Annotated in this window: 11 protein-coding genes; 6 read left to right on the top strand and 5 right to left on the bottom strand. The window is 63.0% G+C overall.

The window, feature by feature from the left end:
• Positions 1 to 188: 188 nt before the first annotated feature.
• On the top strand, positions 189 to 1,196 hold the full coding sequence (gene ansA, locus I6L33_RS21420; RefSeq protein ID WP_005297986.1) for an asparaginase: 1,008 nt from the start codon (positions 189 to 191) through the stop codon (positions 1,194 to 1,196).
• Positions 1,197 to 1,451: 255 nt separating this feature from the next.
• Here ansA and I6L33_RS21415 read toward each other — a convergent pair whose 3' ends face one another.
• Positions 1,452 to 1,745 carry a YeaC family protein gene (locus tag I6L33_RS21415; RefSeq protein WP_024941476.1) on the bottom strand — a complete coding sequence of 98 codons (294 nt, stop codon included), beginning with the start codon at positions 1,743 to 1,745 and terminating at the stop codon, positions 1,452 to 1,454.
• Between the two features lie 59 nt (positions 1,746 to 1,804).
• Positions 1,805 to 3,235: a glyceraldehyde-3-phosphate dehydrogenase gene (locus I6L33_RS21410; protein ID WP_216973316.1), complete on the bottom strand. Its 1,431-nt coding sequence runs from the start codon at positions 3,233 to 3,235 to the stop codon at positions 1,805 to 1,807.
• Positions 3,236 to 3,432: 197 nt separating this feature from the next.
• Here I6L33_RS21410 and I6L33_RS21405 point away from each other — a divergent pair, with 197 nt between their 5' ends.
• Entirely contained in the window at positions 3,433 to 4,233 is an 801-nt protein-coding gene (locus I6L33_RS21405; RefSeq protein WP_216973315.1) for a DUF2989 domain-containing protein, read from the top strand.
• 6 nt (positions 4,234 to 4,239) lie between these two features.
• Positions 4,240 to 4,797 carry an NUDIX domain-containing protein gene (locus I6L33_RS21400; RefSeq protein WP_216973314.1) on the top strand — a complete coding sequence of 186 codons (558 nt, stop codon included), beginning with the start codon at positions 4,240 to 4,242 and terminating at the stop codon, positions 4,795 to 4,797.
• 60 nt (positions 4,798 to 4,857) lie between these two features.
• On the opposite strand, the gene sppA is transcribed toward I6L33_RS21400, so the two are convergent.
• Positions 4,858 to 6,702: a signal peptide peptidase SppA gene (sppA, locus tag I6L33_RS21395; RefSeq protein WP_216973313.1), complete on the bottom strand. Its 1,845-nt coding sequence runs from the start codon at positions 6,700 to 6,702 to the stop codon at positions 4,858 to 4,860.
• Between the two features lie 310 nt (positions 6,703 to 7,012).
• On the opposite strand from sppA, the gene I6L33_RS21390 reads away from it, so the two are divergent.
• The 3 genes from I6L33_RS21390 (at position 7,013) to I6L33_RS21380 (ending at position 11,877) form a co-directional block, all read left to right on the top strand.
• On the top strand, positions 7,013 to 9,034 hold the full coding sequence (locus tag I6L33_RS21390; RefSeq protein WP_124249687.1) for an NADPH-dependent 2,4-dienoyl-CoA reductase: 2,022 nt from the start codon (positions 7,013 to 7,015) through the stop codon (positions 9,032 to 9,034).
• Positions 9,035 to 9,812: 778 nt separating this feature from the next.
• On the top strand, positions 9,813 to 11,291 hold the full coding sequence (locus I6L33_RS22110; protein ID WP_254204949.1) for an autotransporter domain-containing protein: 1,479 nt from the start codon (positions 9,813 to 9,815) through the stop codon (positions 11,289 to 11,291).
• 37 nt (positions 11,292 to 11,328) lie between these two features.
• Positions 11,329 to 11,877, top strand: a complete 549-nt coding sequence (locus I6L33_RS21380) for an NAD(P)H nitroreductase (protein ID WP_216973312.1) — start codon at positions 11,329 to 11,331, stop codon at positions 11,875 to 11,877.
• Between the two features lie 749 nt (positions 11,878 to 12,626).
• Here the strand turns inward: I6L33_RS21380 and I6L33_RS21375 are convergent.
• A complete protein-coding gene (locus tag I6L33_RS21375) occupies positions 12,627 to 13,190 on the bottom strand; it encodes a sugar O-acetyltransferase (protein WP_017765184.1) in 564 nt (187 codons plus the stop codon).
• Positions 13,191 to 13,263: 73 nt separating this feature from the next.
• Positions 13,264 to 14,241 (bottom strand): D-2-hydroxyacid dehydrogenase family protein, encoded by a 978-nt coding sequence (locus I6L33_RS21370; RefSeq protein ID WP_216973311.1) that lies wholly within the window; start codon positions 14,239 to 14,241, stop codon positions 13,264 to 13,266.
• Between the last annotated feature and the right edge of the window lie 82 nt (positions 14,242 to 14,323).

The raw sequence follows: 14,323 nt of genomic DNA, 5'->3' as shown, positions 1-14,323 counted from the left end.
GCGCCAGTCCCTATAATTCGGCGGTTTTTGGCCCGCGGACGGCACTGGTGGGATGTGAGCCGGCAGCCTGGCGCGCTATCATGTGCGGGCTTTCGGCCCATGGCGAATGCGGCAGGCAGTCGATGCCGCCGTTTCGTCCCGTTTGAGCCACGATTCGCGGCTGTTGTGCCCATCAAAGAGGAGAGGGTGTGAAGAAGTCCATCTATATCGCCTACACAGGCGGCACCATAGGGATGCAACGTTCCGACCACGGCTATGTGCCGATGGCGGGCTTCATGGAAGACTGTCTGGCGCGGATGCCCGAGTTCCATCGCCCCGAGATGCCGGATTACCATATTCACGAATATGCGCCTCTCATCGACTCTTCCGACATGACTCCGGCGGACTGGCAGCGCATCGCCGAGGACATTCGTGACAACTACGAGAAATACGACGGTTTCGTCATCCTGCACGGCACCGACACCATGTCGTTCACCGCCTCGGCGCTCTCCTTCATGCTCGAAGATCTGCACAAGCCGGTGATCATCACCGGCTCCCAGATCCCGCTCGCCGAGCTGCGCTCCGACGGTCAGCAGAACCTGCTCAACGCCCTCTACATTGCGGCCAACTACCCGATCCACGAGGTGACGCTGTTCTTCAACAACCAGCTCTATCGCGGCAACCGCAGCAAGAAGGTGCACGCCGACGGCTTCCACGCCTTCGACTCGCCGAACTACCCGCCGCTGCTCAACGCCGGCATCGCCATCTCGCTGGAGGCAGGCGAGCTGGGCGTGCCGTCCGAGCGGCCGCTGGTGCTGCACGACATCACCCCTCAACCCATCGGCGTGGTGACCCTCTATCCCGGCATCTCGGCCGAGGTGATTGCGAACATCCTGCAGCAACCGGTGCGGGCGCTGATCCTGCTCTCGTTCGGGGTGGGCAATGCACCGCAGAATCCGGCCATGCTGGCGCTGCTCTCCGAGGCATCCGCCCGCGGCGTCATCATCGTCAACCTGAGCCAGTGTCTGCACGGCAAGGTCAACATGGGGGGCTATGCCACCGGCAACGCCCTGTCGCGGGCCGGGGTCATCTCGGGTTTTGACATGACCGCCGAGGCGGCGCTGACCAAGCTGCACTTCCTGCTGAGCCAGGATCTGCCGGCGCCGCGCATCCGCGAGCTGATGCAGCAGTCCCTGCGTGGTGAGCTGACCCCCTGACTGGTGTCCCCCTCACCCTAACCCTCTCCCCAGGGGAGAGGGGATAGCTCGAGGTGCTGTTGGCCGCGAAGCTTGCCATGAAGATCGCCGGCAGGTGGCCCGCTTACGGTTCGCAGCTGCGAGCCTGCTCCCTTCTCCCCTGGCGGGAGAAGGGCTGGGGATGAGGGGGATCACTTTGCAGAGATAAAAAAGAGGGGAGCCATCATGGCTCCCCTCTTTCGTTTTGTTACCGCGATAGGTGACGTGCGGCCTGCCTCAGTGGCTGAGGTCGACCCGCACTATCTCTTCCTCGTCGCGATACTGGCGCTTGAGCTCGCTCTTGCTCTTCATCACGATCTCGCCGTCACGGCCGATGTTCATGTGCTCGGGGTTGTCGAGGTGCATCGCCTGCCAGGCCATTACCGCCTGCAGCGACGTGGCCTTCTGCTCGTCGGTGAGCGGTTTGCCATCGGGCCACTTGCCGAGCTCGACCGCGGTCTTGAGGCGCTCGTACACCTCTGCGGGCATCTGCCTGATTGCTTGCAAAAACTCACCTTGTTGAAATGACATCCGGCCTTCTCCTTGAAATTGAGCCATGAACCCGGGCTTAAGCGGCAGATCCTGGCGGGTTATGCAGGCAGATCCTGACGGACTGCGCCAGCCATCTGCTCCATCACCCGCACTACCTGACAACTGTACCCGAACTCGTTGTCATACCACACGTAGAGCACGCAGTGATCCCCCTCGGCGATGGTGGCCTGGGAGTCGACAATGCCCGCAAAGCGGGAGCCCACCATGTCGGAGGAGACCAGCTCGGTGCTGGCGCTGAAGTCGATCTGGCGATGCAGGGCCGAGCTCAGCGCCATCTGCTGCAGATAGGCGTTGAGGCTCTCCCGATCGGTGGTCTGCTCCAGCGACAGGTTGATGATGGCCAGCGACACGTTGGGGGTAGGCACCCGGATGGCGTTGCCGGTCAGCTTGCCCTTGAGCTCGGGCAGCGCCTTGGCCACCGCCTTGGCGGCGCCGGTGCTGGTCATCACCATGTTGAGGGCCGCGCTGCGACCGCGTCGCTCGCCCTTGTGATAGTTGTCGATGAGGTTCTGGTCATTGGTGTAGGAGTGGACCGTCTCCACGTGACCGTGGCGGATGCCGTACTTGTCCTGCATCACCTTGAGCACAGGGGTGATGGCGTTGGTGGTGCAGGAGGCGGCGGAGATGATCTTGTCATCGGGCCCTATCACCTCGTGGTTGACCCCGAACACCACGTTCTTCATCTCCCCCTTGCCGGGAGCGGTCAGCAGCACCCGGGCGGCGCCACGCGCCTTGAGGTGTTCGGACAGACCCGCCTCGTCACGCCAGACGCCGGTGTTGTCGACGATCAGCGCATCGTGAATGCCGTAGGCGGTGTAGTCGATGTCGGCCGGGCTGTTCGCATAGATCACCTGGATGAAGGTGCCATTGGCGATGATGGCGCTGCGTTCACTATCCACTTCGATGGAGCCGTTGAAGGGGCCGTGCACCGAGTCACGGCGCAGCAGGCTGGCACGCTTCTCCAGATCCCCGTCGCGGCCGCCACGCACCACGATGGCGCGCAGCCGCAGGGAGTTGGCGGCGCCGGTGCGCTCGATCAGCAACCGGGCCAGCAGACGGCCGATGCGGCCAAAGCCGTACAACACCACGTCGGTCGGAGCCGGTACGCCGCGACCCAGAGCCGGTGCCAGCTTGGCACGCAGGTAGTCGTCGATGCCGGCTTCATCCTGGTGATCCTGCCAGTAACCCACGGCCAGCTTGCCCAGATCTATCTCGGCGGCGGTCGGGTTCAGGGCCAGGATGGCTTGCAGCAGGGGAAAGCTCTGTTGGATCGGGAGGGGGGCTCCCTGGTGGCGGCGAACGACCCGGTGGGCCTTGAGGATATCGATGGTGGAGGCGTTTTGCAGCGGGCGTCCGAAGATGGTGATCTCGATCCCTTGCTGACGGTAGAGGCGACCGATCAGGGGTTGCATGGCTTCGGCGAGCTCCTGGCTCTCCTGCCACGCCTGCAGATAGTGCTCGTGGGTCATTAACCAGATCCTTTATTTCACGTTGTTGGGGCAAATAGAAATTCGTCGAATGCAGATCAGTGTAGGGGTGTATATTTCGTTATATTATTCTGCAATCGCGGCCTTATACGGCGCGCGCATTGTAATGGATATGTAATTCGTTTGCTAGCCAAGGGTGGCTATAGCGGGCTGCAATTGTTACCAACAAGATGTGAACCATGACCCCTTTTCCAGCTAGAACCCTGCTGTTCGGCCTCTGTTGCGGCCTGGTGCTCACCGCCTGTGACGATGACAGGATCCACAACATCTGTGCCAACTATCCGGCCCTCTGTCAGGATCTGGTGGACGACGGCTGGTGTCGTTATGAGCGCAGCGACATCATCCGGGCCCGCTACTATCTGCAGGCGGAGCAGACGGAGCGGCATCAGTACGAGTTGATGCGCAGCCTGGAGCGCTACCTCAAATGTGCCGAGCGCTCCACCAACATCGAGTACAAGAATGCCCGCGAGCAGAAGAGCCCGCGGGTGGAGGGGATGCTGGCGGCCGGCGACCAGCTGGCCCAGCTCGATGCCGCTACCCGCAATGCCAAGGATCCCTATCTGCTGCTCTGGCACTGGACCAACAACACCAACGAGCTGGCCCGCCAGCAGTTTCTGGCGCTGGAGGGGCAGCCCGCGCTCGAGGAGCCCGAACTGCAGCTGGCGCTCGGGGGCATCTATGCCAAGCGCGAGCCGCAAAAGGCTATCGCGCTGATGCAACACGCCCTCTCTCTCTACCGGGAAGGGGATCAGGTGAACGGCCGCATCCTCACCTCCCTCAGCACCCTCTACATGGGCCAGAAGGAGTACGGGCAGGCCTATCTGTGGGGCAAGGTGAGCGAGTCGTTCCAGAACGCTGCCGAGGTGTCGGCCAGCCGTTTCAGCCTCTACCACTCCCTGAGCAAACAACAGCAGGAGGGGCTGGACAGCCAGGCCGCCATCCTGGTCGAACAGCTGAAAAGCGGAACCTATCGTCCCTGAATCCTGATGAAGCACATTGAACCTCTGGCCAGCGACTGGCCGCACCCCTTCGATATCCGGCTCACCCATGGCCGGGTCAACACAGATGGCCGCCAGCTGGAGCGGGTCACCGTCCGGGCCATCGTGTTGCGTGGCGACCAGCTGCTGCTGGTGCACTCCAGTGTCAACGGCGATCTCATGTTTCCCGGTGGCGGCATCGAGCACGGCGAGTGTCACCGCACCGCTCTGGCCCGCGAGCTGCGCGAAGAGTGCGGCGCCGAGCTGGTGGCGGTCGGCGCCCTGCTCGGGCAGACGCGGGAGTACCGTCCGGCCCGCGAGGCCGACTACGACGCCTACTGCATCCGTTCCTTCTACTACCTCTGTCAGGTGGGGGAGAACTGGAGCGAGCCGCGGCCCCAGCCCTACGAGATCAGGCTCGGCTTTACGCCAGGCTGGTTCGAGCTGGCCGAGGCGCTGCAGACCAACAAGACCCAGCTGGCGGGCTCCTGCCCCCAGTGGACGGCGCGGGAGACGCGGGTGCTGGCCGAACTGCAGCACTGGCACTGTGCCGGCCTGCTGGGCTGAGCACTTTCACTGCACCATAAAAAAACCGCCGATTGGCGGTTTTTTTGCGTTGGTTGCCGATCAGGGTGTGCAGACCGGGCAGAGGGCGTAGGTGCCCTGCGGATCGTTGAAGCGGGTCAGCGGGTCCAGGCTGCGGTTCACCTCCACCAGCGCCTTGCCAAGGCCGGCCGGCAGCCAGCTCTGCAGGTGCGAAGCCAGCACCTGGGCGCTGCTGTCGAACAGCTGGCGCAGGAACTTGTCCTTGGCCGACTCTTCCTGCTCGATGGGGGCGACCTGCCACTCCTTGAGGTTGGCCAGCTCGGCTGCCGCCTTGATGGCCGCCTCCTGATCGCCAAACTCGTCCACCAGGCCCAGCGCCTTGGCATCCTGACCGGTCCAGACCCGGCCCTCGGCCGCTTTCTCGGTCTCTTCCGGGCTCAGGCCGCGGCCCTTGCTCACCAGACCGACGAAGCGCTGATAGGTATCTTCCACGCTCAGCTGGATCGCCTGGCCGACGTGTTCCGGCAGGGCACGGGTCAGGCCGACGCCGACATAGTCGGTGGTGCCGACGCCGTCGGTGTGCACTCCGTACTGGGAGAGCGCCTTGTCGATGGTGGCGAACATGCCGAACACCCCGATGGAGCCGGTGAGGGTGTTGGGGGAGGCGAAGATCTTGTCCGCATCGGCGGAGATCCAGTAGCCGCCGGAGGCGGCGTAGCTGCCCATGGAGATCACCACCGGCTTGCCGGCCTGCTTGAGGGCCAGCAGCTCGGCGCGGATCTGCTCGGCGGCGAAGGCGCTGCCGCCGGGGCTGTCAACCCGCAGCACCACGGCCTTCACCTTGTCGTCGCGGCGGGCATCGGCCAGCAGATCGGCGAGGCTGTCACCGCCTATGGTGCCGGCGGGCTGGACGCCATCCATGATGGCGCCGCTGGCGACGATGAGGCCCACTTCATCCTTGCCGCTCTGGGGATACTGGTTCGGAATGGCGGCCAGGTATTCTTTCAGGCCAACCCCCTTCCAGCCGTGGTCATCGCTCTCGCCCACTTCCTTGATCACCGCCTGGGTCATCTCGTCGCGGGTCGCCAGCTGGTCCACCAGACCGTTGTCGAGGGCGTAGTTGGCCGCGTTGCCGCCGGCCTTGCGCAACAGCTCGAGGAAGCGGTCCTTGCCCGGTGCCACGGCGTCCGGTTCGATTTCACGCTGCTCGGCCACGTCGGTCACATAGGATTGCCACAGCTGATCCAGCCAGCGCTGGTTTGCCTCCTTGCTCTCGGGGGACATCTCGTCGCGGGTATAGGGTTCGACGAAAGACTTGTAGGTACCGACCTTGAACACGTGCGGGGTGATGTTGAGCTTCTCCAGCGCCGACTTGTAGTAGGTCTGGTAGACGCCGAGCCCCTCGATCACCACGGCGCCGCTCTGGTTGAGCAGCACGTGATCGGCGTGGGCGGCCAGCAGGTACTGGCCCTGGGTGTAGAAGTCGGCCATGGCGATGACCGGCTTGCCGCTCTCCTTGAATGCATCGATGGCGCTCGCCACCTCCTGCAGTTTGGAGAAGCTGGTGCCCTGCAGCCCCTGGGGCTTGATCACCAGTGCCTTGATGCGATCGTCATCCTTGGCGTTCTTGATGGCCCACAGCAGATCGGAGAGGACGATCTCGCTGGGTAGTTCGTCGCTGTTGTCCACCTGGCGCAGCAGCTGCACAGTGGGATCGGTTTGCGAGCGCTGTTCCACCAGTACGCCGGAGAGATTGAGGGTGAGAGCCCCTTCGATGGGGGCGCTGGGGGCCTCTTTCTGGCTGACGCTGAAAACGATGATCAAGACCACGACGAGAAACAGCAGATTGACCAGCATCAGCCGGGTGAAATTGAGCAGGCGCCACAGGCTGCGAAACAGCCAACCCAGACCTTTGAAAATAGACATAGTCGCGTTATCGCCCTGTTAATGGGGAGGGAAGCGCCATTATTAACCAGTTGGCCGGTGAAATGCCATTTCCGCTTGGAGAGGATCGGAGCCGGTGAGTTCGGAACACGTCTGTTCGCCGAAAAATTGTCCAAACATTTGTTTGAAAAAGCATTTTTGATTCTTTACTCTAGCCTCGGTTTGATAACAAAAAATTAACTGGAGGCCCTGTGAGCCGCCCACCCATGCTGCCGCCTTGTTCCAGGCCTGAGTCCGGACGGCGGGGGATGGGCGTGGTGCCATCCAGCCCGGCCCCGACAAGGAGTTCATGATGAGCCGTTACCCGACCCTGCTGACCCCCCTCGATCTGGGCTTTACCCAGCTGCGCAACCGCGTGTTGATGGGATCCATGCACACCGGCCTCGAAGAGGAGAAGGGGGGCTTTGACAAGCTGGCCGCCTTCTATGGCGAGCGGGCCCGGGGCGGGGTCGGCCTCATCGTGACCGGCGGCATCGCCCCCAACCTGCGTGGCCGACTGGTGCCCCACGGCTCCCAGCTGAGCTTTCCCTGGCAGGTGGCCAAGCACAAGAAGGTGACCAGTGCGGTGCATCAGGAGGGGGGCAAGATAGCGCTGCAGATCCTCCATGCCGGCCGCTACGCCTATCATCCGTTCAGCCTGGCGCCGAGCGCCCTCAAGGCCCCCATCTCTCCGTTCAAGCCGCGCGCCATGAGCGAGCGGCAGATCCGCGGTACTATCCGCGACTTCGCCGCCACCGCGCAGCTGGCCAGGAGCGCGGGCTACGACGGGGTCGAGGTGATGGGCTCGGAAGGCTATCTCATCAACCAGTTCATCTGTGAGCGCACCAACAAGCGCACCGATGGCTGGGGTGGTAGCAGCGAAAACCGCATGCGCTTCCCGGTAGAGATCGTCCGCGCCATCCGCGAGCGGGTCGGGCCGGATTTCATCATCATCTTCCGCCTATCCATGTTGGATCTGGTGGAGCAGGGCTCGACCCTGGAAGAGGTGATTGCGCTCGGCAAGGCGCTGGAGCAGGTGGGGGTCACCCTTATCAACACCGGCATCGGCTGGCACGAGGCGCGCATTCCCACCATCGCCACCAGCGTGCCGCGCGGCGCCTTCAGCTGGGTGACCGCCGAGCTGAAAAAACACCTCAAGGTGCCGCTTATTACCACCAACCGCATCAATACCCCAGAGGTGGCCGAGCGCATTCTGGCGGGCGGCGAGGCGGATATGGTCTCCATGGCGCGCCCCTTCCTGGCCGACCCCGAATTCGTCATCAAGGCGGCCGAAGACAGGGCGGACGAGATCAACACCTGCATCGCCTGCAACCAGGCCTGCCTCGACCACATCTTCAAGCAGAAGCGTGCCTCCTGCTTGGTCAATCCGCGCGCCTGTTTCGAGACCGAGCTCAACTTCGGCCGGGTGCCCCAGCCCAAGAAGCTGGCGGTGGTGGGGGCCGGTCCGGCCGGGCTGGCGTTTGCCTGCTACGCCGCCGAGCGTGGCCATCAGGTGAGCCTGTTCGATCAGGCCAGCGAAATCGGCGGCCAGTTCAACTTCGCCAAGCAGATCCCGGGCAAGGAGGAGTTTCACGAAACCCTGCGCTACTTTGCCAAGCGGCTGGAGAAGTGCGGCGTCGAGCTCTATCTGGGCCAGCGCCAGAGCGCCGAGAGCTTGCTCGGCGGCGGTTTTGACGAGGTGATCCTCGCCACCGGCATCCGCCCGCGCACCCCCAACATTCCGGGTATAGAGCATCCCAAGGTGCTGAGTTACCTGGACGTGCTGCGGGATCACAAGCCGGTGGGCGAGAAGGTGGCGGTGATCGGTGCCGGCGGCATCGGCTTCGACGTGGCCGAATATCTGGTGGAAAAACGGGCGGATGGGGGCCAGAGCCGGGATCACTGGCTCAAGGAGTGGGGCATCGACAAGCAGCTCGGCGAGCGCGGCGGTCTGACGACCCCGGTGATCGACGCCCCCGAGCGCCAGATCTGGCTGCTCCAGCGCAAGGAGAGCAAGGTGGGCGACGGTCTGGGCAAGACCACCGGCTGGATCCACCGCACCGTGCTCAAGAACCGCAAGGTGGAGATGCTCTCCGGCGTGCAGTACCTGCGCATCGACGACGAGGGGCTCCACATCCGGGTGGGCGACCAGCAGCAGTGTCTGCCGGTGGATCAGGTGATCATCTGCGCCGGCCAGGAGCCCCTCAAGGAGCTGCAGGCCGGTCTGCAGGCGGCGGGCAAGCCGGTACACATCATCGGCGGGGCCGACGTGGCCGCCGAGCTGGATGCCAAGCGCGCCATCCGCCAGGGGGCCGAGCTGGCGGCCCTCATCTAGAAGAGGTTCAGGCACGGGAAAGTGAGAGGGGCGACAAGCCCCTCTTTGCATAGGAAATCTCCTTGCTCTGGCAGAGCCGGCGCTTGTGGCTTGACTGAAATTAACATAGGGTCAACAAATACCTGTCTGGCGTCATGAGGGATATACCGCCAGACGGGGGCAGGCTCAGCAAGCCAGATATGCCCCCTTGGTGCCACCATTGGCCTGAACGTGTCGGCCAATCCCCTCTCCCGGACAAGGCAATAAGGACATTACCATGTGCCCGGCAACACCCATAAACCCAGTCTGCAACCCTGCTCCTCGTGTTGGCTCAGTCGCATTGGCGGTGATGCTGTATTGCTCACCGGCGTTGGCGGATCCTGCCGGCAGATTGATCTTTCTTGGTTGGACCAGCGATCAACTGCATTCGGTCTGGCTCTCAGCCGTGTCATCCGGCCAGTTTGAGGTGGAGTCGGCCAAGCAGGGGCAAGTCTATGACAACTGGAGTCAGGACCGCAGAGGCCTGCATCTGACCCTGTCACCCGAGGTACAAAACGGCGGCACCCACAAGCTATATGCCTATCTGGATACGACATCAGGTAAACGAGTCCTGCTCGATACGGATAACCAGCAAAATGGACATTTCACCTTTCCCGGTAATTTCACTCCGCCCACTCTGCCGACCAGGCCGCTCCCTCCTATCGCTGTTTTGCCTCCCGAGAGCGGTGTAACACCGCCGATAGGTACTCTGCCGCCACAAGGGATGATGCCGACCCGGCCTGGCGGCGTAACACCGCCGATGGGCACTTTGCCGCCGCAGGGGATGATGCCGACCCGGCCCGGCGGCGTAACACCGCCGATAGGCACTTTGCCGCCGCAGGGGATGATGCCGACCCGGCCCGGCGGCGTAACACCGCCGATGGGCACTTTGCCGCCGCAGGGGATGATGCCTACCCGGCCCGGCGGCGTAACACCGCCGGTGGGCACTTTGCCGCCGCAGGGAATGATGCCGACCCGGCCCGGCGGCGTAACACCGCCGGTGGGCACTTTACCGCCACAGGGGATGATGCCGACCCGGCCCGGCGGCGTAACACCGCCGATGGGCACTTTGCCGCCGCTGGGGATGATGCCGACCCGGCCCGGCGGCGTAACACCGCCGGTGGGCACTTTACCGCCACAGGGGATGATGCCGACCCTGCCCGGCGGCGTAACACCGCCGGTGGGCACTCTGCCGCCGCAGGGAGTGATGCCGACTCGACCCGGAGTTTTACAGCCGCCCACAGGTCTGCTGCCCACACCTGTGCTCCCGATGGTAACGCATCCGGCCGGAGAGCTGGCGAGCGAGCGCGCCTGGAATGAAACCAGATTGTGCGTCATGGCAGACGAACGAGCACAGCTGCCGCCCACTCTGCGCGATCGATATCCGGATTGTCCCTCTTCCCGGGAGGCTGTGGTTGTGGTGGGGCAGCCACAGCCCAGACGCTGGGCCTTGTGGGGGGACGAGGTCTACTACGACATAGTGGATCACCGGGAAGGGAGCGATCTGTCCGGCAGTACCAATGTGTTTACCTTGGGGGCAGAGGCTCGTCTCGATCAGGCTATGTCGCTGGGATTTGCCGTCTCCCGACTCGACAGCAAGGCAAGTGCCTTCGAAGGGGGGATGAGGCTGGCTGCAGGGGGCTACAATCTGGGCCCCTACTTCACTTATCAATTGTCGGAACGCTGGATGCTGGATGCGACCCTGATGTATGGCTGGATGGACAACGAGCAAGGCTTGTTGTTTCTCAGCGGTGACTACGGTTCGACGTCCGTGAGCGGCAACCTGGGGGGCTCGGCCCAGTTCGAGTGGGACGCGTTCACCCTCCGTCCCCGACTAGCGATCAGTTACAGTCATGGCCGCAGTGACGGCTATCGGTTGCAAGGGGATTACCGTGGCCTGCCCCTGCAGCTGGAACGGGGGAGCGACAGTTACAACCAGGGCAACCTGACGGGGACGCTGGAGCTGAGCCGGCTCTATCATACCCGCGATGGTGTGCCGGTGATGCCTTATGGGGAACTGGGTCTCGATTATGGCTTTGAGAGACCTAACGATGGCTATATCCTGACGGGCAATCTGGACATGGCCCGCACCCAGCCGTTGAGCGGCACTATGCGGGTCGGGCTGCGCACTCTGCTGGGTGGAGACACCACGGTCACGGCCAGTACCGGTTATCTCAGCCTGGGTCAGGGGGGGCTGAATGTCTGGGAATGGAGGCTCAATCTTTCCAGGTCATTCTGAGCCTAGGCCCGACCTTTTCTCAATGAAGGAGATTTTGATGGATGCACTGACGTTATTGCTCAACCGCCACTCCTGTGGCCGTCTGGCCGAGCCCGCCCCGAGCGGTGAGGTACTCGACAATATCCTCAAGGCCGGGCTGCGGGCGCCGGATCACGGCACCCTGACCCCCTGGCAGTTCATCCTGTTCGAAGGGGAGGGCCGCGAGCGGTTGGGCACCCTTTTGGCGGAAGCCGCCCGTAGCCGCGGTGAGGATGAAGAGAGCATCAAGAAGTGCCGGGAAGCTCCGCTGCGCGCGCCCCTGGTGATCGCGGTGGCGACCCGCCATCAGGAGCACCCCAAGGTGCCGCGACTGGAACAGGAGCTTTCCGCCGGCTGCGCCCTGATGGCGATGCAGATGGCGGCCCAGGCCCAGGGCTTCAACGGCATCTGGCGCTCCGGCTGGTTTATCTTTGACGAGCAGATCCAGGCCGGCCTTGGCCTTGGCACAGACGATCAGCTGGTGGGCTTCCTCTACCTCGGCACCCCCATGCTGGAGGCCCGCAAGCTGCGCGAGCTGCCGATGAGCGAGTTCGTGCGTCGCTTCTAGTCTGATGAACTGTCGATAAAGCCCTGACTTGTCAGGGCTTTTTTGTTTCTGGCGACAGGCTGTACTGATAAATGAAAAATTGCCAAGAGGCAGGCCGTGGCTGGCAGGGAATTTTTTAAATAGTGAGATGCCGTTCTCAATCCTGGTTTATTACGCTATGTAAAACGTTTGCGCCTCGTTAATATCCCTGTGCCAGTTTAGAAGGTGACCCCTTCTAATTTTCTGCGATGAGAGTCGCAATTCCGTAGCACCTTTTTACAGCCCAACGTCTTGATGACATTGGGCTTCATTTTTTTGGGCGCTTTTTAGGTACCGGTACCCTCAACCTCCTAGGACCGGAAAGGTCACCTTTTTACAGACCATCATGGTCTTGATGACATTGGGCTTCATTTTTTTGGGCGTTTTTTAGGTACCGGTACCCTCAACCTCCTAGGGCCGGAAAGGTCGCCTTTTTACAGGCCAGCATGGTCTTGATGACATTGGGCTTCATTTTTTTGGGCGTTTTTTAGGTACCGGTACCCTCAACCTCCTAGGACCGGAAAGGTCACCTTTTTACAGGCCATCATGGTCTTGATGGCGTTGGCCTTCATTTTTATGGGCATTTTTTAGGTACCGGTACCCTCAACCTCCTAGGGCCGGAAAGGTCACCTTTTTACAGGCCAGCATGGTCTTGATGACATTGAGCTTCATTTTGATGGGCACTTTGCAGGTGCCGATCCCCTTAATTCCGTAGCGCCCGGCGCGCGCCGCTAGCTTACCGGCGTCTTGCCTTTGGCGGGCAATACGCGGGCCGGGTTGCCGGCCACCCGGGCACCGGCCGGCACGTCTTTGGTGACCACGGCTCCGGCGCCCACGATGGCCTCCCGCCCTATGGTGACACCGGGCAGCAGAATGGCGCCGCCACCGATCCAGACCCTGTCCTCGATGGTGACCGGCAGCGCGGTCTCCACCCCCTGAGTCCGCTCATCGGCATCCAGCGCGTGGGCGGCGGTATAGATCTGCACGTTCGGCCCTATCATCACCTCGGCGCCGATGCGAATGGGGGCGTTGTCCAGCAGGGTGGCTCCCATGTTGATGTAGCTGCGCTCGCCTAGGTGAATGTGGCGGCCATAGGTGCAGTAGAGGGGCGGGCAGATAAAGGCGCCCTGGGCCAGCTCGCCGACGATCTGCTGCAGCAGCGCCAGCTGTTCATCCTCCTCGTCGCTGCGATTGAAGCGGCGGTACAGGCGGGCCGTCTCCCGGCGCAACAGATCCAGTTCCGGTGCCATGCAGTTGTAAGGCTGGCTGGCGATCATCTTGTCGTACTCGGTCATGGGGGCTCCTGTGGCTTGTCTTTGTGGCGCCTGGGTTATACATGCTAGCGGCCCGGTCGCCGGATAACCGTGATCAGCGGCCCGCTACGGGCAGCACCAGATTGGTCGGCCTGCCCTCGGCAAAGGCAATCAGGTTGTCAAAGGCGGCCTGAAAGTAGAGTTGGTAGCTGTTGCGCTCCACATAGCCGAGATGAGGCGTAGCCAGCACATTGGGCAGGCGCAGCAAAGGCTCGCTCTGCACCGTGGCGGGCTCTGCGTCGAACACGTCGAGGGCTGCGCGCCGGGTCGGGTTGGAGGCGAGTTCGGCATAAAGGGCGCCGGGCTCGACAAGCTCCGCCCGACTGACGTTGACCAGCAGGGAGTCGGCCTTCATCCGCGCGAGATCGGCGCGGGTCACGCAGCCACGGGTGGCCTTGTTCAGGCGCAGATGCAAAGAGAGGACGTCGGCCTCGCGAAAGAAGTTCTCCTTGTCACAGGCGCTGGCATGGCCATCCTGCTCGGCCTGCCGGCGGGAGCCCTCGCTGCCCCAGATCAGCACCGACATGCCGAAGGCCCGACCGTAACCGGCCACCAGTCTGCCAATCTTGCCGTAGCCCCAGATGCCGAGCGTCAGCCCCTGCAAGGTACGCCCCAGCCCCAGTGTGCCGGACTGCTGCCACTGCCCCTGGGCGAGGGCATGGCAATAGGCCGGGAGGTGGCGGGAGGCCGCCATGATGAGGGCCCAGCAGAGCTCGGCGGGCGCCACCGGGCTGCCGATGCCTTCGGCGACGGCCACCCCGTGGCGCTGACACAGGAGGGGGTCGATATGCTGGCTGATCTTGCCGGTCTGGCTGATGAGGCGAAGGGAGGGGAGTCTGCGCAGCAAGGCTTCGTCGATGCGGGTGCGCTCGCGGATGAGCACCAGCGCCTCCACCCCTGCCAGCCTGGCGGCAAGGCGCTCGGGGTCAGGTTCGCTTCGGGTGAGAATGGTGACGTCGTGGCCCGCCAGGCGGGTAAAGCAGGGCAGATGACGCACCTGATCCTGATAGTCGTCCAGTATGGCAATCCGCATAAGCACTCCGTGTCGCAGGGGGGACTGGCGGCCTATCCTACCGGAAACGGGGTGAGCTGTGTGGTCAAATGAGCATGTATGG

It is taken from the genome of Aeromonas sp. FDAARGOS 1403 (assembly GCF_019047325.1).
GTDB classification, from domain to species: domain Bacteria; phylum Pseudomonadota; class Gammaproteobacteria; order Enterobacterales; family Aeromonadaceae; genus Aeromonas; species Aeromonas dhakensis.
This window is presented reverse-complemented; position numbering and strand designations above follow the sequence as displayed.

Excerpts from the sequence above, each read along its gene's own strand:
- I6L33_RS21410 (WP_216973316.1), bottom strand. The coding sequence starts at position 3,235 with ATGACCCACGAGCACTATCTGCAGGCGTGGCAGGAGAGCCAGGAGCTC.
- I6L33_RS21380 (WP_216973312.1), top strand. The coding sequence starts at position 11,329 with ATGGATGCACTGACGTTATTGCTCAACCGCCACTCCTGTGGCCGTCTG.
- I6L33_RS21375 (WP_017765184.1), bottom strand. The coding sequence starts at position 13,190 with ATGACCGAGTACGACAAGATGATCGCCAGCCAGCCTTACAACTGCATG.
- I6L33_RS21370 (WP_216973311.1), bottom strand. The coding sequence starts at position 14,241 with ATGCGGATTGCCATACTGGACGACTATCAGGATCAGGTGCGTCATCTG.
- I6L33_RS21390 (WP_124249687.1), top strand. The coding sequence starts at position 7,013 with ATGAGCCGTTACCCGACCCTGCTGACCCCCCTCGATCTGGGCTTTACC.
- I6L33_RS21400 (WP_216973314.1), top strand. The coding sequence starts at position 4,240 with ATGAAGCACATTGAACCTCTGGCCAGCGACTGGCCGCACCCCTTCGAT.
- I6L33_RS21405 (WP_216973315.1), top strand. The coding sequence starts at position 3,433 with ATGACCCCTTTTCCAGCTAGAACCCTGCTGTTCGGCCTCTGTTGCGGC.
- sppA (WP_216973313.1), bottom strand. The coding sequence starts at position 6,702 with ATGTCTATTTTCAAAGGTCTGGGTTGGCTGTTTCGCAGCCTGTGGCGC.
- I6L33_RS22110 (WP_254204949.1), top strand. The coding sequence starts at position 9,813 with ATGGGCACTTTGCCGCCGCAGGGGATGATGCCGACCCGGCCCGGCGGC.
- I6L33_RS21415 (WP_024941476.1), bottom strand. The coding sequence starts at position 1,745 with ATGTCATTTCAACAAGGTGAGTTTTTGCAAGCAATCAGGCAGATGCCC.